The following is a 17,913-nucleotide window of genomic DNA, read 5'->3' on the forward strand; positions in this document are numbered from 1 at the left end:
GTTAATAACCAGTGATTTTATATAGCCTATATTAGATCAGATATTTAAGCGGAATGGTATTACCACGCTGTTGGGTTGTTTAGTACAGAGCCTCCCTCAGCAATAACCCCGTAGGAGACACTTCAGTGCCGATTTCAGACCATAACAAACATATTCATGGCTAAAGCCATTCCTACAAGTAGACTTTGCCTAGAACCAGAGGATGACGCAGGACCAAACACCCACACCGCGCGGCTGATCGCTGACGGCTGAAAGCTGATAGCTCTGTGATGTGTTGGGTTTCGCTTCGCTTCGCTCTACCCAACCTACGCCATACCTTTAAACTTTTCCCCCTTGCTAACTAGCAATTCACGACCCAATTTACCCTTTGTTGCAATTTTAATCTTGGTTTAGTACCTGAGCTATGTAAAACTATTTGCGTTTTTAAACCACAATCAGGTGACATGAATGTCTCAAATAAAAGCTTGGAAACTTATTAGCCTGTTTTGTTTGGTAAGCTTGCTTATGGGCTGTGAGTCAAAAGAAGAGCAGCTGAAACAAACAATACAACAATCCATAGAAAAAGCTGAAGTTGAATTAAATCAACTTGGTACAGCGCTTGATAATGGCTCTTTACGTAATGCGACTATACTTAAACAATACGGCAAGGTGCTTGCTGAGCAACAACCGCAACTTTCTGAGATCGCCCGTGTAATTAGTCTTGATGCCACTCGTGAAGGGGCTATTTATTCAGGTCTTACACAACGCTTAGCAGATGTGAAGTCTACTTTTCTAATACCACCCTATGAAGATACGCTTCATCAACTTGACCTCATTCGTGATGCTGCCAAACCGTCTTTATTTCAAGATGCGCTTACCGATCCTATCAATATGCTTGCTGATATGTCGCAGGGGTCACTAGCACGGGTTGGTGCAATTAGTGAAGCTGCTGAAGGCGAAAGTGTTGGTAACCAGTTAGTTGGCAACCCTAACTATGGGCAGTGGCAAACGAATAGCAGTGGTACCAGCTTTTGGGTTTGGTACGGTATGTATCGTATGTTGGGCGATGTATTCGACCGAGTTGAATATGGTCGCTGGAGCCGTCATAGAAAGTATAGCTATTACAATGATTATGGCCGTTATCGTTATTCGAGCCCTAAGCAGATTAAAGCACAACAAACGGTAGAGACACGAACTCGACAGTCTTATCAACGCCAAGGTAAACAATTCACTAGTCCGTATGCCAAGAAACGTAGTGGCGCATCTGGATTAAGCCGTAGCAGCTATACGCCGCCACGCACACGTAGTAGCTATGCTTCTAGCAGTAGTTACAGTAAAAGCTCTGGGTCATTACGTAACAGCTCGAGCAGAACATCACGTGGCATTAGCCGCGGTAAGTAGTGAAAAGAATAACCACCGGAGTTACAACACATGTATGAATTTAATGGAATAACAACTTGGTCGTTGCAAGCTTTAGCAATCGACTTTGCAATCATTATCGCTTTATTTGTCAGCCTAAAATTTATTAAGGGTTGGGTATCTAACTTACACGCTAATGATGAAATAACTGAGCGTGACAATTTTGCTTTTGGTATTAGCTTTGCGGCAGGACTTGCGGCACTTGCTATTGTTCTTAGTGGCGTGAGCAGCGGCGCATTTGCACCGACCTTACAACAAGAAGCATTACAAATGCTAGGTTATGGTGTGATGGCGATTGTGCTTATCAAGCTAGGTCACTTCTTCCAAGACAAAGTAGCGCTTCGTAAAGTGAGCCTGCATGACGAAATCGTAAAAGGTAATGCTACTGCTGCACTCATTGATTTTGGCCATGTTGTTAGTGTGGCGATTGTTATTCGCTCAGCTTTATTTTGGGTTGCGACAGAAGGCTGGCATGGTATTCCAATTGTGATCGCAGCTTTTGCCATTGGCAGCATTGCGATGCTACTGATCAGTCAATATCGCGTGCAGTTATTCAAGCATACTAATCGCAGTGGTGATTGCTTACAGCAAGCGGTTATTGACGGTAACTTAGCAGTAGGTATTCGTTATGCTGGCTTTTTAGTGGGTAGTGCATTGGCATTAACTGCTGCATCAGGTATTGCTCCTTATGCGGCTGACAACATTGTTGCTAGTTTAGGTTACTGGGCATTAAGTGCAGCAGTGAGTTTAGTTGCTTTCATTTTACTACACTTAGTGACTATCAAAATCATCCTATCTGGTTGTGATATTTCAGATGAAGTGAACCGCCAGAAGAACGTGGGTGTAGCAGCTATCTCTGCAGCAATCTCATTTGCGATTGGTTCGACTATGGCAACCTTGTTAGGTGCCTAATTAAGTGTCTACTACAACAAGCGCCCCAAGTAGAGCTCATCTACTTGGGCATGATTTCCTATTAATAACTGTTATGGCCGTACTCGCTGGGTGCGGCCTTATTTATGAGTACCTGTTATCTCATTATGCTGGTCGTGTCTTAGGCTCAGTCGAGAGTGCCATATATGCCATGATCGGCACTATGATTGTCGCTATGGGTATCGGTGCCTTTTTAGCGCGATGGTTTAAAGATGCGTTTACTGCGTTCGCATGGCTAGAGAGCATTATTGCTTTGGTTGGCATGGGCTGTATTTTAGCGATAGCGAGTGTTATCGCTGTCAGTTATTCATTGCCGCATATCTTCTCCGAAATTTTTAACTTGCCTGCAGATACCGTACTTAATGGCTATGTATTTGAAAAGCTACAAGAATGGTCTCGTTTTTTACCTTATGTGTTTGGTCTATTACTTGGGCTATTAATTGGTATGGAGATCCCGCTAATTGCGCGTATTCGCCAGCAAGTCTATGGGCGCTTTTTGGAGAACAATGCGGGTACCATTTACGGGGCTGATTATATCGGTGCCGGTGTCGGTGCTGCTATTTGGGTGAGCATTATGCTTGCGATGCCAATTATGCAAGCAGCAGCTTGGACGGCGTTGTTTAATATTATTGCCGGTCTCGTGTTTCTATGGCGCTATCATCAACATGTTCGCTTCGCTAAGCTACTGTTAGTTTGCCATGTACTGTTGTTGGTGTTTTTTGCGTTTGTGCTCGTGCTTGGCACTAACTGGATGAAAAATCTAAGCAATGTTTTATATAAAGATAAAGTCATCTACTCGCAAGCAACTAAGTATCAGCATTTGGTGTTAACTGAGCGTTTTAGTCGCAATCAGCCTAATGCAATTACTGATCTTTACCTCAATGGTCGTTTACAGTTCTCAAGTGTGGATGAGCAAATTTATCATTCTATGCTTGTCTATCCTGCTATGTTGGCTTCAAATCGTCATGACCGCGTGTTGATCATCGGGGGCGGTGACGGGCTTGCATTACGTGATGTTTTGAAGTGGCCAGTAGAGCATGTCACCTTGGTTGACTTAGATGGTCAGTTGTTAAACTTATTTGGTAATGATGTTGGCGATTATGATGCGCCAGAGAAAATCAGAACACGTTTAACAGCGTTAAATAAACACTCTATGAGCGATCCTCGTGCTGATATTCGCATTGCAGATGCCTTTTTAGAGGTCGAAGCAATGCTTGCTAAAGGCGAGCGCTTTGACACTATTTTAATTGACCTACCAGACCCTAATCACCCTGATCTCAATAAGATGTACAGTGACTATTTTTACAATCATGTACGTCAGTTATTGGCGCCTGACGGGGCTGTGGCCGTGCAATCAACATCGCCTTATCATGCGAAGAAAGCATTTTTGAGTATTGCTAAAACAATGAAAGCTGCTGGCTTTGGTTATGTTGAGCAATACCAACAAAATATCCCTTCGTTTGGTCAATGGGGTTGGACTATCGCGACCACCGCTGGCAAATCAGCAAGTCAGCGAATTCGTGAAACTAACGAATTACCGGTGCCATCTCGTTGGGTAAGCAAAGAATATTTATTGGCTTCTTTTGTGTTTCCGAATCATTTTTTTGAACAAGTAAACACGATTGAAGTCAATAGATTAGGTTCAGGAACCTTATATGATTATTACCGCCAAGCGTGGCAAGTTGAAACCGAATTGTACAAAAATTGATATTTTATAGTTGACATAATATGTCGGCTATGCAAATCTTAACTCAGACATAATATGTCAAAACGTAAAAAGGTGAGACATGGAATTAAATGAACTATCAATCAAACTGGCTTCTTTTGAAACAGAGGGTGTGAGCTTTGAGTCTTTCTTGATTGCCAACCAAGGTGAGCAAGATGTGTTACAAGTTATCGTCGATGGGAATGATGAGTTACCTATCTTTGTTACTCAAACAGAAGAGCAATTACTGTGTATTAGCTACCTGTTTGCTGAAGACGAAGTACAAGCAGATATGCGTAATGAGTTAAACGAAACGTTACTACGTTTAAATGTACCAATCCCATTAAGCGCATTTGCAAAAATTGATGATAAATACGCTATTTTTGGCGCGTTATCGGTTAATTCATCGTTTGATGATATTACCCATGAGTTGGTAACACTGGCAGACAATGCGATTGATGCACTTGAAGCCGTGACCATTTATTTAAACGATTAATTAGCAATTTCTGGAGTTAAGATTATGAGTATTTTAAAGAAACTATTTACAGCTGTACGTGGTGGCGCTCGTGAAGCAGGACAAGCAATTGTTGATGCAAACGGTATCCGTATCTTTGAACAAGAAATTGCTGATGCACAAAATGCCTTACAACGCGCTAAGAAAAGCCTGACCGAAGTAATGGCAAAAGAGATGCAAACGAAGCGTAAAATTAGCGCACTAGATGCATCAATTGCTGAACATGAAGCGTATGCAGGCCAAGCACTTGAAAAAGGTAACGAAGCTCTTGCATTAGAAATCGCTGAAAAAATCGGTGATTTTGAAGCTGAAAAAGCAGAGCACGAAGAAGTGTTAGCTGGTTTTAGTAACCACATTGTGCAACTAAAGCAGCAAGTTAAAGAAGCTGAAAAGTCGATTAAAGAAAACCAACGTCAATTAACAATGGTTAAAACGACTGAAAGTGTGCAGCAAGCAACAATGGCTGTAAACAGCACGCTAAATACGAACAGCTCATCAATGACATCAGCACGTGAGTCTCTAGAGCGTATTAAACAACGCCAGCAAGACCGCCAAGATCAGTTAGGTGCGGCTAAGCAATTAGAAGCAGACACTAATGGCGATGATTTAAAAGCGAAAATGGCTGAAGCGGGTATTGGTGATACCAACCCGAAAAGCGCGGATATTTTGGCGCGTATTAAAGCAAAACAAAATAGCTAATCAGTTAACGGAAAGACAAAAGGTAACCCACGCACTGGGTTACCTTTTTTGCTTCAACAAGGAGTCAGCCAATGTTTAACTTTTTCAAATCTAAAAAAGCCCCAGAGCGTCAGCTTACTGATCCAAGCCAATTACTCGTTGGTGATATGCTGACGGTGATTGATTCGTTCGCTTACCCAAGCTGGTTAAAAGGACAGACACTGCGTGTTATTGATGTGCAAACGTATCAGTACCAACGTAGTGCAGAGTATGAGCTGGTACTCGAGAGTGAATCTGGCCAAGTGGTGTTTTTGCAAATTGAATCAGATGACGGTGAGCAATGGGCAAACTTTGCGATCAAAATTCAACGCGACGATGTTGATGAGATTTTTACCCTTGATGAGTTCGCTCGTATTTTTGATGAAGACGAATTAACGGCAATTAATGTACAAAATAGCCCGGAGCGTTTTAGTCACTTTTTAGCATCGAGCTACAAACAATCAGAAGCACCTTATGTGTGTTATTTCCATAATAAAGACTACCGTAATAAGCCTTTACCTCGTTATGAAGACGAAGGTGGTGAGCCGTGTGAAATGATCTGTTTAAGCTCTGACGATGAATCGCATAGTTTAAATATTGAGATTTGGGAAGGCGGTGAAACAGAGGTATCACTGACGTTAACCAGACCAATTAGCGATATTGTTGACTTATTTCCTGGGGATGCCAAGTGAGTGATGCAAAAGCCAAATGGCAGCGTCAGGAGCAAGCCGTTAGAGCCACGCAAATGGCGTTTGATTTAAGCTCTGAAGTGCAAAAATCAATTAAGAAGCAAGCCATTGACCAAGAGCTTACGCCATCAGATATGATCCGTAAGATTTTGGAGCTCGACGTTAAGTCGAAAAAAACCAGACAACGCTTATCGTTTAACTTAAATGATGAAGAGATTGCTTTATTGGCTGAGCGTTTTGGCGTTGCAGCCGATGATAAGCGTGCTGTGAAGCAGCGCGTGGCTGAATTGCTCATTGAACACAGTAAAAAAAGCTAAGGTTTTGCCTTTAATTCTTTAAGCCCTTACACTGAGACTAGATGTTTTAAAGAAGTGGCATGACTGTGGATATTATTTTACTTGCGTATTTAGTTATTTTTGCATTATTTGGCACTGCAGCAAGTTACTTTGTTCGCTACATTTATGCTTACTGGGTGCATAATACAATGCAGGTTAAATACATATATAAGGCCGGGATTTGTATCATCAGCGTGGTGATAGTATCCGGCCTTATTGCATTATTTACTTAATCTCGATTGCTTGGCACTGCTGTGAAATACACAGCGATTGTACAGGCAGAACTGGTGAGCAGTCGTTAACAGTTAATGCTTGATCAGATGACTTTTCAGCTGCTGTAATTCGCTCTGCAAGTTGCTCTGCTTGCTCTTGTACGTTGTTTAACGTTGAATAGACCACATAGCGACTTGGGCCACCACATGCTCGCTCACCAACTTCTAACACTTTACATTGAAAACTCGCAGTACAGCTATTATTGCTAACGATATCGTTCAGCTGATCATTTAAATCACCTAGATCAACGCGCGCAGAGCTACCCGACGTTGTTGTTTCGCAACCGCTTAAAGCAATACTTGCTAGCACAGTTGTGGTGATGAAAAGTTTCTTGAAAGTCGATGAACGAACCATTATTGCTTATTCCTTAGTATACACTTGCCGCTGAGCCTTCGATTCTAACACAAGTATTCTCAGAACACTGCGCACCTGGTGCGGTTAGATGCTGACAAATACTCATCATGTCGTTTGCTGCGTTAAATTGCTTTTCAAGGGCGGTGATATCTTTTGCAAGTTTTTCAACCTCAGCAGTGTCAGCTGTTTTGGTTGAATAAACAATGAAGCTACTTGGGCCGCCACAAGCACGACTACCTACAGGTAATACTTTACATTGGCTGCTGTTGTCACAGCTTGGATCATCGATTAATTGTTTAAGTTGCTCATGGGCAGAGCTAATAGTGGCTTTATCTGGGGCTGCTTTGGTCACTTCCTCAGCGTTTTTTATTTCAACGGCTTTTGGTGCCTCGACAAGTTTATTGCTGGTTGCCGTTGATTCGGCTTGCTCATTAGTTGCAGCGTCCGAGCACGCAGTTAATAACACAGGAAATAAAATTGCCAATAGTGGATAGCGCATAACATACCTAAAAATCGTTGAATAAGTACTCACTATCATACACATTGCTCAAAGCGGAGCAATAAAAACGTTTGCTTTCAGTAAGTAGCTCTGTATTCACAGAGCTACAAAAAGATAAAAGTTTATACCACTTTACAATAAGCGGGTATTACAAACCACCTTGGGTTAGTTTGGCGGGGTTCAGTAACTCGCTCAGTTCTTCGCGCGAAATATCCGTATGCTCTGCAGCAACATCAATAATAGGGCGACCTTCTTGATAAGCTAATTTGGCAATTTTTGCTGCTTTGCTATAGCCGATCACCGGATTAAGCGCGGTAACTAGAATTGGGTTTTTAGCGAGCGCTTTATCAACATTGCTTTGGTTTACTTTAAAGCTGGCAATCGCTTTATCTGCCAGTGCTTCACTACTATTTGCCAACAGTTCGATACTTTGCAAAATGTTTAAGGCAATCACAGGCAGCATTACATTGAGCTCAAAGTTACCGGCTTGACCAGCCACTGTAATGGTAGCGTCATTGCCTATTACTTGTGCGCTGACCATAGCGGCAGCTTCAGGGATCACAGGGTTTACTTTACCCGGCATAATTGATGAACCTGGCTGTAGAGCTTCAAGTTCAATTTCACCAAGACCTGCAAGTGGGCCTGAGTTCATCCAGCGCAAGTCATTGGCTATTTTCATTTGTGCTACAGCAAGTACCTTTAGCTGGCCTGACAGCGCAACAATGGCGTCTTGTGAGCCGATGTTATAAAAGAAGTTTTTGCTTGGGCTAAAGCGAATACCTACATTCTCACTCAAGTGTTGGCAAAACTCACCGGCAAACGCTGGATCGGCATTTATGCCGGTACCAACTGCTGTGCCACCTTGTGCAAGTTCACAAACTCGCTCAAGAGCTTGGCGAATGCCTGCCATTGCATGATCAACTTGTAACTGCCATGCAGCCAGTGTTTGTGCAAAACTCACAGGCATTGCATCCATTAAATGAGTGCGACCGGTTTTCACAATATGGCCCACTTCGGCTTGTTTGTTTTGTAGGCTCTGACTGAGTTTATCGAGTTTAGGAAACAGCTCATAAATGATGTTAATAGCGCTACTTACAGCAATCGCAGTGGGGATCACATCATTTGAGCTTTGTCCCATGTTCACATCATCGTTGGGGTGAACGGCTTCGCCTGCAAACTGGCTCGCCAGCGTGGCTATAACTTCATTGGCATTCATATTTGAGCTAGTGCCAGAGCCTGTCTGAAATACATCAACAGGAAACTCTGAAAAATGTTTACCGTCAATGACCTCTTGGCATGCTTGCTCAATGGCTTTGGCTTTACCTTGGCTCAAATGGCCTAAAGCAGCATTACTTTGAGCGGCAGCTTGCTTAATGTAGGCGAGGGCGGTGATAAATTGCTTAGGCATGGCTAAGCCACTAATTTGAAAATTGTTGATAGCGCGTTGCGTTTGAGCTTGATACAAAGCATTCGCAGGGACTTGTAGCTCACCCATGCTATCTGATTCGGTTCTAAATTGGCTCATAAACACTCCTAAATCGGGTTAAATTCTTGGCTGAGAAGGCACGCTTCTCGCTCCAAACTGAAATACTTTTCAATACAGTTATGAGTTTTGTAGTAACGCTTTAGCGCAAGTTGCGGTTTATAAAGCTGAGCCAAACATTGTTTACGAATTGCATTATGCACTAATGAATCACACATCTTTTCTAGTAGTTCATGAAAGGTGCGTCTTAGATACAGCTCTTGCAAAATAAAGTTGTGATGCTTTTCGTAATAGCGTGCAATGTTTAAACCCGCTTCAACATAGTTAGCAACAAGCGCAGGGGCATGTAACCCAGGTCTTTGGCAAACACATTTCATTTGCCGCTGATAATGGAGCATAGCATTGTGAGAGTGCATAGAAAAACCGATTAACTGTAATGATAATTGTTATCATTACAGTTAATCGGTTTTAGTGCAAGTCTTATATAATGAAGCTAAGACTGAATGGATTAACTGTGTGTGATTAATTGTAGCCGAGAATAAAAATCTGGTCTGTTTCATGCTTTTTCGGCGCCTGTACATTTTCTTTGTTACATTGAGAAAGAAGATCGATCACGGTTGCTCTGTCGTCACAACTTGTTAAGGCGGCTTTTTCGCTTTCAGCTCGTTCGCTGGCTGCAAGTGCTGCATCTACAGCGGTGTAGGGTGAGATATACATAATATTGCTCCTATTGGTTAATTCACTTAAGAAATAGCATAAGCTGTACCAATATTGATAAAAGTTTGTAACCGGCTGAAAATTATTGCTTTATATTTTAAACTAATAAATTCACCGCGACTTTATTATTTATTTTTGCTTTACTGTTGTGCACTAATTACCAAACATGGTGCACTAATTTGTATGGATAAACCCTTCTCTCAAGCCTGTGAAAACAACAAATTACCTATTTTAAACGTATTAGATGCGTTCTTTTCTGATGTGACGGACGTATTAGAAGTCGGCTCAGGTACTGGGCAACATAGTGTGCATTTTGCAACGCATTTAGCACATTTGCAGTGGCATTGTAGTGATCGCGAGGTTAATCACCCGGGGATTTTACAATGGCATCAAGAAGCTGATTTAACTAACTTGCATGCGCCACTCATACTCGACCTTAATGATCCTTGGCCGGTTGAAACAGTGAATGCTATTTTCACTGCGAATACAATGCACATTATTAGCTGGCCACTGGTGGAGCGCTTTTTCCAAGGTGTAGCAAAGCACTTAGCGCCTAAAGGTAAATTGTGTATTTATGGACCATTCAAGTACCAAGGTAAGTATACCAGTGCCAGTAATGCTGAATTCGATGCGTTTTTAAAACAGCAAGATGCACATAGTGCAATCCGTGATTTTGAAGCGATTTGCCAACTTGCAGAGCAAGCTGGCTTAACCTTTGTTGAAGATGTGCAAATGCCAGCGAATAACCAATTATTGCTGTTTAAAAGGCAGTAAGCTTTCGCATTGAGCTTTATAGAGCGCCATATGTTGGCGTTCTCTAGTAATAAAATCACTAATGGCAGCTGCAAACTCAGTGTGTTGAATATGATGCAATGAATAGGTATTTACGGGCTTAAAACCGCGACTTATTTTATGCTCACCTTGCGCGCCAGAATGGAACTGCTTAAGTTTGTTGGTAATGCAGTATTCAATGCCTTGGTAATAGCAAAGCTCAAAGTGCAAACTATCAAGCTCATAGTTCGTTCCCCAGTATCGACCATATAAACAATTCTGATCTTTAAAACTGAGTGTGGCGGCAATCACTTCTCCTTGATACTTAGCGAACATTAACACCAGTTTGTCGGCCATGCTTTGCTGTAATAACTCAAAAAAGGCGGTATTCAAATAACCATTGTGGCCTGAACGCTTCAAATAGGTTTGGCGGTAAAAATGACTAAATTGCTGCATGTGCTGTTTGCTGATGTCAGCACCTTCGAGCCATTCTACGGTTATCTGTTGTTCAGTTATTTTTGCGCGTTCTTTTTTGAGCGATTTACGCTTTCTTGCGGTGAGTGAAGCTAAAAAGTCCTCAAAGTCATTATAGCCTTCATTAAACCACTGAAACTGCACGCCATGACGTTGCATTACGGTGTTGCTAGTTAATGCAGTCGCTTGTTGCTGGTGGCAAAAATTTATATGCCAACCTGACCAGTCTAATTGCGCTGCTGTTGCTGTGAGTATGTGCTGAATGTACGCATAGACTTCAGCGGGCTTATTGTGATTTATACTAATTCGTTGCCCTGCAATAGGTGTGAATGGTACGCCACACAGCCATTTGGGGTAATACTCTAAGCCATGTTGTTGATAGGCTTCAGCCCAAGCCCAGTCAAATACATATTCACCATAAGAGTGGTGTTTTAGATACCCGGGTAGTAAGGCTATAACCTGTTCTTGCTGGTAAATTGCTAGGTGCATGGGTTGCCAGCCCGACGCTTCACTCACACAGCCTGCTTGTTCTAAAGCAGCTAAAAAAGCGTGATCAGTAAAGGGTGTATCATCGAAAAATGACTGCCATAGAGTGGCATCAATCTCGCTTATTTGATTAAACCAGCGGTGGCTAAACTTACTCATTGTGCAGCCGATTCAATATCTTTGATAAAATCGTTGATATGCATAGCAAGCTTATCGAAATAAGGGTTAAACGTGAGTCGTGCAAAGGGCTTGTGCGCTTGTAAATTTTCGGCTGTGCGTTCACCCATCACAACGTCTTTTTGGTATTTGCAGGCTGTATAAAGCGTGTCGTCATCTAAGTAGCTGCCGCAATTGCGATACAATGCTGTGCGACCGTAGTAAGGGTTGCTGGGTTTATTAACAATACCAATATGTGACATTCCTTTGATTTTTTTACAGTCATCGGTGTTGCAGTCATCACGAATTATTTGGTAATCAACTGGAAAGCTAGCTGGGATGTTATTGTCATCACCATAGTATACAAGCCGATCAAGCTGGTTATTCTTGCGCGTTTTTGGGTCGTGCAGCTTAGTTAAAATTTTAAAGGTCGCTTGGTTATCTATTGTGGTGTCAACATCACTAAAGGTGCTAAATATCGCTACATTAGGGAGGTGGCGATGACGTAGCTCATCAAGGCTAATACGGCTCATTGCTTCGTGACTAGCTGAGGCTGCACTAAATGGAAACGACTCATACTTGGCAAAATCAAGGTCCGCGTCTTTATCAATCCAATTCACAAATGGAATCGCATCGACCCATTTCGCTAGCCAACCGTTTTTATTGTGTGGCTCGCTTGCGGGTGAAAACAACATAGCAGCCGTAATTTTATTATCGACTGGGCCTTGAGTTAAGTAATCAATAACCAGTGCAGCACCGGTTGAGTAGCCCCCTAATATCACCTGATCAAAGTCTTTTAATGTGCGCTCAATGGCATACACGCTAGCCTTTTGCCAATCATCGGCATCGATGTCTCTAAGTGCTGCAGGAGCGGTACCATGCCCAGGGAGTAAAATTGTGCGTACCGTATACCCTTGTTGATAATACACTTGTGCAAGGTCGTGATAGGTAAAGGGTGAGTCGGTTAAACCGTGGATCAAGAGCACCGCTTTACGGCTATCGGCCTGTTTGAGTTCAAATGGGCTTATTAAATCAGCAACAGTTGCGTTAGCTGGTCGAGCGCCTTGTGCAACAAGTTGCTGATAGGTGTCTGTGTAAACAGGGCATGGCAAATTAGCACGCGGGTTTTCGCTACTAATTTGCAGGTAAGCAGCGGTTAAATAGTCATTAAATGCTTGCTCGATATTATAGCTAAAGGTGCTATGAGTGCGTGGCAATGGCTCTCTAAACAGCCCTTCGCGCTTACTTTTCATCATCAGTTCTTGGTCTTCAAGCTGAGTAAGGCAGGTTTGTTGCTGCGCCATTAATGAGCTGCTAAATAGCCCACTGATGGCCCAAGAGATAGCAACTAAGTTGATGAATTTCATATTTTAAGCATCCTTTTAAAGCCTGTTTTTAGCTTATCGAGTTATGTTTTATTTGCAAGCAAGGTGCGTCAAGCGAGCGGTAAATGACGCTTAGTGAACGCTTGTTTTAAAACCACTGTCGACTCGATGTTAGCAATACAATCAATACTACCTAATTTATGTTTCACAAAGCTTTCATAGCTTTCTAAGTCAGCGGCAACGATCTTCAGCAAGTAATCATAACTGCCTGAAATAACAGAGCACTCAAGCACATGTTCTAGCTTCTCAACCTGCTGTTCAAATTGCTCAGCAGCGGCAACAGAGTTCTGGTTTAAGCGAACAAAGGCATACACAGACACATTTAAATCAACGGCTTTAGGATTGATGGCAGCATGGTAACCACTGATCACATTTGCTGATTCGAGCTTTTTAATGCGGCGAAGGCAAGGGGTATCTGACAGGCTAACAGACTGGGCCAGCTCCGAGACAGAAGTTCTCGCATTATCCTGTAAAGCATTAAGTAATTGTTGGTCTTTTTTATCTAATTTCATTTTTATTTGAGTGATTTTCACTAATCTAGATGGATTCTAGTCTATATTTTGGCGATTAGCACTCATTGAACTCTGTTAACATTATCGCAATATAATTATTTTGGAGTGAGCCTGTGACTGAGAACACCAAGGCATTTGATAGCTGGCTTCGCACCCGTTTTGTTGAGATCAACAGCGAATTAGAAAAACTATATTGGCAACAAGACGATAAAGCGAATGTAGAGGGTGTCGGTGAGCACCTTAAACGCCAATTAGAGCAAGAGGGTAATGAGCATATTCGTGCCTTACTGGCAGAGGGCAATACCGATGAAGGCTTTGATAACGCCTTCGATTTATTAGGCAATGTTGGCTTGTATATGGCGGCATGCCGTCGACATGAAATCACTGAGCCTTCTCGTGAAACAAGTTCACCGCTTGTTGAAGCCTCTGCGTTGGCAATGCACATTGGTGCATCTATTGGTGTAACCCCGCGTTTTGCAACGGCGCATTTAACCACCCACAATAAAGCGGTTGATGGTTTGTATAAGCGCTTTACTGACCTTGAAGATGAGAAAATCTTTGTCGATTACAACACTAAGGGCATTTTAGCGTATAAGCGCGCGGCAGATGCTTTATTAAAAATTCAGCCATTAGGGATATCGCACCCTATCACGGCTGATTTACTCACAGTAGCAAAACAAGCGCTGCTTGATGTGATTGAGTCGAACAATACACTATACAACAAGCTCGATACAGACCGCTTTTTCTATTGTGTTCGTCCGTATTACAAGCCGTATCGAGTAGGTAAAGAGGTATATCGAGGTGCGAACGCCGGTGATTTTGCGGGTATAAATGTCATCGATTTATTACTTGGTCTTTGTTTTGCTAATGAACCTAGTTACTCGCAAATGCTGGTGGATAAATTCTTGTATATGATGCCTGAAGATCAGCAGATCCTGCGTGAAAGCATGCGTATGACAAGTATTATGGATGACTTCTTAGCCGCAGAAGCTGAGCGCGATAGTGAATGGTTACAAACTAACTTAAAGCTGTTCATTCAAGTGTGTAAACTGCATGGTGATACTGCCATTGGCCACCATAATCAATTGGTCAGTAAATACATAGCGCAGCCTTCACAGCAAATGCAGCAACAACATATGGATAAAGTCACAGCCAGTGGGCCGCCTTTGCATGTGTTACTAAACTCACTAGAGCAGTTGCGTGATCGCCGTGCGGCAGCAAAGCGGGATGATATTCGCACCCGTTTCGATGACTTAACTAAGTTAAAACAGTGGATTAAGTAATGAACAAAAACGATTTTGTAATTCCACAAGGCAGCTATTTGCTTAACCACTCTGTTGGAAGACCATTAAAATCTGCTGAGCAGCATTTTCATCAGCAGTTTTTTGCCGCTTGGCAAAATGAAAATAAAGAGCCATGGCAACAGTGGCTGCAAGGTGTTGAGGCGTTTACGAGTAGTCTCGCTAAATTATTTAACTCGCACAGTGAGCTATTTTGCCCACAAGTTAACTTATCGAGTGGTTTAACTAAGCTGTTGATGTCGCACCCGCGACTGCAACAAGAAAATTGCAAAGTGTTGATGGCAGAAAGTGATTTTCCAAGCATGGGTTTTGCAATGCAAAAAGCTCTACCTGAAAGTGCTGAAATCGTGTTTATTGGTAAGCATGAAGACTTAACCGATGTTCAGGTTTGGCAGTCATATTTAGCGAAAAATGATATTGATTTAGTCTTTATTAGCCATGTTTATTCAAACACGGGTCAGCAAGCGCCTATTCACGAAATTATAAATATCGCGAAACAACACAACGCATTGAGCTTACTTGATGTTGCACAGTCTGCGGGCATTTTAGAGGTCGACTTAACTAAGCTTGATGCCGATTTTATGTTGGGCTCGAGTGTCAAATGGCTATGTGGTGGACCGGGTGCTGCTTATTTATGGGTTAACCGCAAGCAGCTATCACTTTGTCAGCCACAAGATGTTGGCTGGTTTTCTCATCAAAATCCGTTTGAGTTTGATATTAAGCACTTTGCTTATCATCAAACCGCGTTGCGCTTTTGGGGCGGTACCCCTTCAGTTGCACCTTATATTTTGGCTTCGCATAGTATTAATTACTTTGCTGATCTTGGTATTGAGAAAGTACGCGCTCATAACTTAGCAATGCTCGCGCAGTTTCATGATCAATTAGCTGATTATGTGCGTTCACCAATACAGGATGACAAATGTTCTGGAACAGCCATTATGCATTTTGGTGAGCAACAAGCGGCTGTAAAAGCTGCGCTTATTGCAGCGAATATTGCAGTTGATGAACGTCACTTAGGCTTAAGAGTCTCAGCTCATATTTATAATGATCAGCAGGATATCGATACTTTTATCACAACTGTGAAAAGGGCCTTATAACAAAACGCTTAATTAAGTGTTATTGCGAGTTGGTATTACGTTAAGAGCTTGTCGAGCCTTTGCTTTGACGGAACGCCAGTGCGTCATTGGTTTTTCGGGGACCAGCGCTAAAATTTGCTCAAAGTCGATGTCATCAATACTAACTTCGTTACTGTGGGCAAACATAATTCGTTTTGGTTGCAGCGCTTTTAGCATCAACAAAGAGTTTAAATACAGCTTTGGGTAAAAAACAGGAAAGGGTGGCACAAGCTGCCCTTTTACTTTTACCAATAAATCAGCAATGTAAATTCGCTCGCTAGGAATATGATACAGACTAATATCTCGGTCGGTATGACCTGGGCTATGCAGTGCTTGCCAATCGTCAAAGCCGGGTAGGGTTGCATCAGTGGCAAGGTAATAGTCAGCATCTAAATGGCGGCTGTACCAAAGATTATGGCGTTTTTTATTTAACCTACCGGCGACCCACCAAGCCAAAGCAATATCGGTTAAATGCATTAAGAAACCATCAATGCCTCTATACCATTGCCCAGGGGCGTTCGACGTCGCTATTTTTCCACCACTTAACTTTCTTAATGCATGCGCTCCACCGGCATGATCTGGGTGCATATGGGTGACTACTATTAGTTTTAAGTCTGTGATGGGGCGCTTGAGTTGTTCGGTAATATAGTTAAATACAGTATCAACATCAGCACGGCAACAACCATCAAGTAGCATCAATTTATCTGGGTATTCAACCAAATAGATATTTTGGATATAACCTTCGAGCGTATGAATTTGCAAAACGATTGATCCCTAAACTTAATCAGCAAATCTTGTTATATCATGTCTGACCAGTTTTGATAAGCTAGACTAATTGGATTGTGTGGCTCGTTCTTTGAGCTGTTTTTTGGCTTCTTCTAGCTGTGATACTTGCTTTTCGAGGGTGGCGATTTGGCTTTTATAATAAGCATTAATACGTTCGCTTTGTTTACTAATAGCATCATCAATAGACGCTGCGCCTAACCTATTTGCGGCATCTTGTGTCATATTATTGAGTTTACCAATGCGCTCACTCTGCTGTTTTTGTAGTTCTTTGATCTCTAACTGAAGGCGGTCTATTTCGCGATCGGCTTTCTGGATTTTTAAATAATCTTCAACACTTAAGTCTGCAGGCTTTTGCGGATTTGGCGGCTGCTCTGTGGCTGGGGGTTGGTTACTTGCGGGTGGTGGTGTAATTTTTACTATTGCTGCATCTTTACCACAAGGCTGCTCTGTAAAGGTGGCAACCCCGTCAATCATGCACTTATAAATAGTGGCTTGACTGTTGGCGCTGGCAGATAGGGCAAGAGTAAAAAATGCAAAACGAAACATAGCATCACTTTGTGTAGCAAATAGATACTTAGCATGCATGAAATATAATGAGGAGTGCAAGTTTTCGGACATAAAAAAACCGCTAAAAAGCGGTTTTTAATAATAAAATGGTGGAGAAGGAGGGATTCGAACCCTCGATAGAGCTACAAACCCTATACTCCCTTAGCAGGGGAGCGCCTTCGGCCACTCGGCCACCTCTCCAGCGCATAATTCTGATTGTAATTTGCTGAAATAAATCAACAAATAAAAATAAGTGGTGGAGAGATAGGGATTTGAACCCTAGAGGGGCTACAAACCCCTGCCGGTTTTCAAGACCGGTGCATTCGACCACTCTGCCATCTCTCCACATCGTGATGCGAGAATAATACTTAGCTGAATCGGCTGTGTAAATAGGAAAAAGTTTGTTTGCTTGTTTTTTGAGCGTAAAGAGGGTGTTTTTTGTAAAAAGGTTTAATTATTTGCTGTTTTTAACTTAAAAGAAGGGGGTTGGGGCAGTAAACAGAGGAGCTAAAGAAGGATCTTCGTTAGTGGTTGGGTGTTTACTGCACCGATAAAGTAACCATGGTTGGGGATTACTTGTGTTGTACTGCGCCGCCAAGAGCTAACTTTTTGCCGTAGCGATTTAGTTTTGCCAACATTTTTGCTTTGCGGTTTGTTGGTTTTACGGCAACATGAGTTGCAGCGTTTTGGTTTAATGTATTAATTGGGTTCATTACTTTGCTCCGGGTTGTGTTTGGTTGAAAACGTGAGTATTTTGCAATCAAACT

General features: G+C 42.3%; 22 protein-coding genes and 2 tRNA genes. 11 read left to right on the forward strand and 13 right to left on the reverse strand.

Going from position 1 to position 17,913, the window contains the following annotated elements:
• Window positions 1-447: 447 nt before the first annotated feature.
• From NO991_RS18305 to NO991_RS18340, 8 genes are all read left to right on the forward strand, one after another.
• Entirely contained in the window at window positions 448-1,380 is a 933-nt protein-coding gene (locus NO991_RS18305; protein ID WP_371352268.1) for a CHAD domain-containing protein, read from the forward strand.
• A gap of 30 nt (window positions 1,381-1,410) precedes the next feature.
• Window positions 1,411-2,310 (forward strand): DUF350 domain-containing protein, encoded by a 900-nt coding sequence (locus NO991_RS18310; RefSeq protein ID WP_054554601.1) that lies wholly within the window; start codon window positions 1,411-1,413, stop codon window positions 2,308-2,310.
• Between the two features lie 73 nt (window positions 2,311-2,383).
• Window positions 2,384-4,036: a polyamine aminopropyltransferase gene (locus tag NO991_RS18315; RefSeq protein ID WP_371352278.1), complete on the forward strand. Its 1,653-nt coding sequence runs from the start codon at window positions 2,384-2,386 to the stop codon at window positions 4,034-4,036.
• Between the two features lie 79 nt (window positions 4,037-4,115).
• Entirely contained in the window at window positions 4,116-4,529 is a 414-nt protein-coding gene (locus NO991_RS18320) for a YjfI family protein (protein ID WP_054554602.1), read from the forward strand.
• A 24-nt stretch (window positions 4,530-4,553) separates the two neighbouring features.
• Window positions 4,554-5,246: a PspA/IM30 family protein gene (locus NO991_RS18325; RefSeq protein WP_054554603.1), complete on the forward strand. Its 693-nt coding sequence runs from the start codon at window positions 4,554-4,556 to the stop codon at window positions 5,244-5,246.
• Between the two features lie 71 nt (window positions 5,247-5,317).
• Window positions 5,318-5,956 carry a hypothetical protein gene (locus NO991_RS18330; protein WP_055199258.1) on the forward strand — a complete coding sequence of 213 codons (639 nt, stop codon included), beginning with the start codon at window positions 5,318-5,320 and terminating at the stop codon, window positions 5,954-5,956.
• Window positions 5,953-6,270: a hypothetical protein gene (locus NO991_RS18335; RefSeq protein WP_054554605.1), complete on the forward strand. Its 318-nt coding sequence runs from the start codon at window positions 5,953-5,955 to the stop codon at window positions 6,268-6,270. Before NO991_RS18330 ends, NO991_RS18335 begins: the two co-directional genes overlap by 4 nt.
• A 65-nt stretch (window positions 6,271-6,335) precedes the next feature.
• Entirely contained in the window at window positions 6,336-6,521 is a 186-nt protein-coding gene (locus tag NO991_RS18340) for a hypothetical protein (RefSeq protein ID WP_054554683.1), read from the forward strand.
• Here the strand turns inward: NO991_RS18340 and NO991_RS18345 are convergent.
• From NO991_RS18345 to NO991_RS18365, 5 genes are all read right to left on the reverse strand, one after another.
• Entirely contained in the window at window positions 6,514-6,915 is a 402-nt protein-coding gene (locus NO991_RS18345) for a hypothetical protein (protein ID WP_054554606.1), read from the reverse strand. The genes NO991_RS18340 and NO991_RS18345 overlap by 8 nt on opposite strands.
• A gap of 13 nt (window positions 6,916-6,928) precedes the next feature.
• Window positions 6,929-7,414, reverse strand: a complete 486-nt coding sequence (locus NO991_RS18350) for a hypothetical protein (protein WP_054554607.1) — start codon at window positions 7,412-7,414, stop codon at window positions 6,929-6,931.
• A 148-nt stretch (window positions 7,415-7,562) separates the two neighbouring features.
• The gene (locus tag NO991_RS18355; protein ID WP_371352269.1) at window positions 7,563-8,939 is read right to left on the reverse strand and encodes a class II fumarate hydratase; all 1,377 of its coding nucleotides are present in this window, start codon (window positions 8,937-8,939) and stop codon (window positions 7,563-7,565) included.
• A gap of 8 nt (window positions 8,940-8,947) precedes the next feature.
• A complete protein-coding gene (locus tag NO991_RS18360; RefSeq protein WP_054554609.1) occupies window positions 8,948-9,313 on the reverse strand; it encodes a hypothetical protein in 366 nt (121 codons plus the stop codon).
• Between the two features lie 106 nt (window positions 9,314-9,419).
• Entirely contained in the window at window positions 9,420-9,614 is a 195-nt protein-coding gene (locus tag NO991_RS18365; RefSeq protein WP_054554610.1) for a hypothetical protein, read from the reverse strand.
• 183 nt (window positions 9,615-9,797) lie between these two features.
• Here NO991_RS18365 and NO991_RS18370 point away from each other — a divergent pair, with 183 nt between their 5' ends.
• Window positions 9,798-10,388 carry a DUF938 domain-containing protein gene (locus tag NO991_RS18370; RefSeq protein ID WP_054554611.1) on the forward strand — a complete coding sequence of 197 codons (591 nt, stop codon included), beginning with the start codon at window positions 9,798-9,800 and terminating at the stop codon, window positions 10,386-10,388.
• Here the strand turns inward: NO991_RS18370 and NO991_RS18375 are convergent.
• From NO991_RS18375 to NO991_RS18385, 3 genes are all read right to left on the reverse strand, one after another.
• On the reverse strand, window positions 10,365-11,504 hold the full coding sequence (locus NO991_RS18375) for a GNAT family N-acetyltransferase (RefSeq protein ID WP_371352270.1): 1,140 nt from the start codon (window positions 11,502-11,504) through the stop codon (window positions 10,365-10,367). The genes NO991_RS18370 and NO991_RS18375 overlap by 24 nt on opposite strands.
• A complete protein-coding gene (locus NO991_RS18380) occupies window positions 11,501-12,868 on the reverse strand; it encodes a carboxylesterase (RefSeq protein WP_054554613.1) in 1,368 nt (455 codons plus the stop codon). Before NO991_RS18380 ends, NO991_RS18375 begins: the two co-directional genes overlap by 4 nt.
• 68 nt (window positions 12,869-12,936) lie before the next feature.
• Window positions 12,937-13,398, reverse strand: coding sequence for an Lrp/AsnC family transcriptional regulator (locus tag NO991_RS18385; RefSeq protein ID WP_054554614.1), 462 nt, complete (start codon window positions 13,396-13,398; stop codon window positions 12,937-12,939).
• Window positions 13,399-13,511: 113 nt separating this feature from the next.
• Here NO991_RS18385 and NO991_RS18390 point away from each other — a divergent pair, with 113 nt between their 5' ends.
• Both NO991_RS18390 and NO991_RS18395 read left to right on the forward strand, forming a co-directional pair.
• Window positions 13,512-14,681 carry a monodechloroaminopyrrolnitrin synthase PrnB family protein gene (locus tag NO991_RS18390; protein ID WP_138598932.1) on the forward strand — a complete coding sequence of 390 codons (1,170 nt, stop codon included), beginning with the start codon at window positions 13,512-13,514 and terminating at the stop codon, window positions 14,679-14,681.
• Entirely contained in the window at window positions 14,681-15,796 is a 1,116-nt protein-coding gene (locus tag NO991_RS18395; RefSeq protein ID WP_054554616.1) for an aminotransferase class V-fold PLP-dependent enzyme, read from the forward strand. Before NO991_RS18390 ends, NO991_RS18395 begins: the two co-directional genes overlap by 1 nt.
• Window positions 15,797-15,808: 12 nt before the next feature.
• Here the strand turns inward: NO991_RS18395 and NO991_RS18400 are convergent, their stop codons facing one another.
• The 5 genes from NO991_RS18400 to NO991_RS18420 all read right to left on the reverse strand — a co-directional run bounded on the left by NO991_RS18400 (window position 15,809) and on the right by NO991_RS18420 (window position 17,859).
• On the reverse strand, window positions 15,809-16,576 hold the full coding sequence (locus NO991_RS18400) for an MBL fold metallo-hydrolase (protein WP_371352271.1): 768 nt from the start codon (window positions 16,574-16,576) through the stop codon (window positions 15,809-15,811).
• A gap of 69 nt (window positions 16,577-16,645) precedes the next feature.
• Entirely contained in the window at window positions 16,646-17,146 is a 501-nt protein-coding gene (locus tag NO991_RS18405; RefSeq protein ID WP_371352272.1) for a DUF4124 domain-containing protein, read from the reverse strand.
• A 108-nt stretch (window positions 17,147-17,254) separates the two neighbouring features.
• Window positions 17,255-17,347: transfer RNA gene (locus NO991_RS18410), tRNA-Ser, on the reverse strand.
• A gap of 53 nt (window positions 17,348-17,400) precedes the next feature.
• A tRNA-Ser gene (locus NO991_RS18415) sits at window positions 17,401-17,491 on the reverse strand.
• Between the two features lie 227 nt (window positions 17,492-17,718).
• Window positions 17,719-17,859, reverse strand: a complete 141-nt coding sequence (locus tag NO991_RS18420; RefSeq protein ID WP_166341396.1) for a hypothetical protein — start codon at window positions 17,857-17,859, stop codon at window positions 17,719-17,721.
• Window positions 17,860-17,913: the final 54 nt, after the last annotated feature.

Origin of the sequence: Pseudoalteromonas sp. DY56-GL22 (assembly GCF_041414715.1) — a bacterium.
GTDB lineage: Bacteria > Pseudomonadota > Gammaproteobacteria > Enterobacterales > Alteromonadaceae > Pseudoalteromonas > Pseudoalteromonas simplex.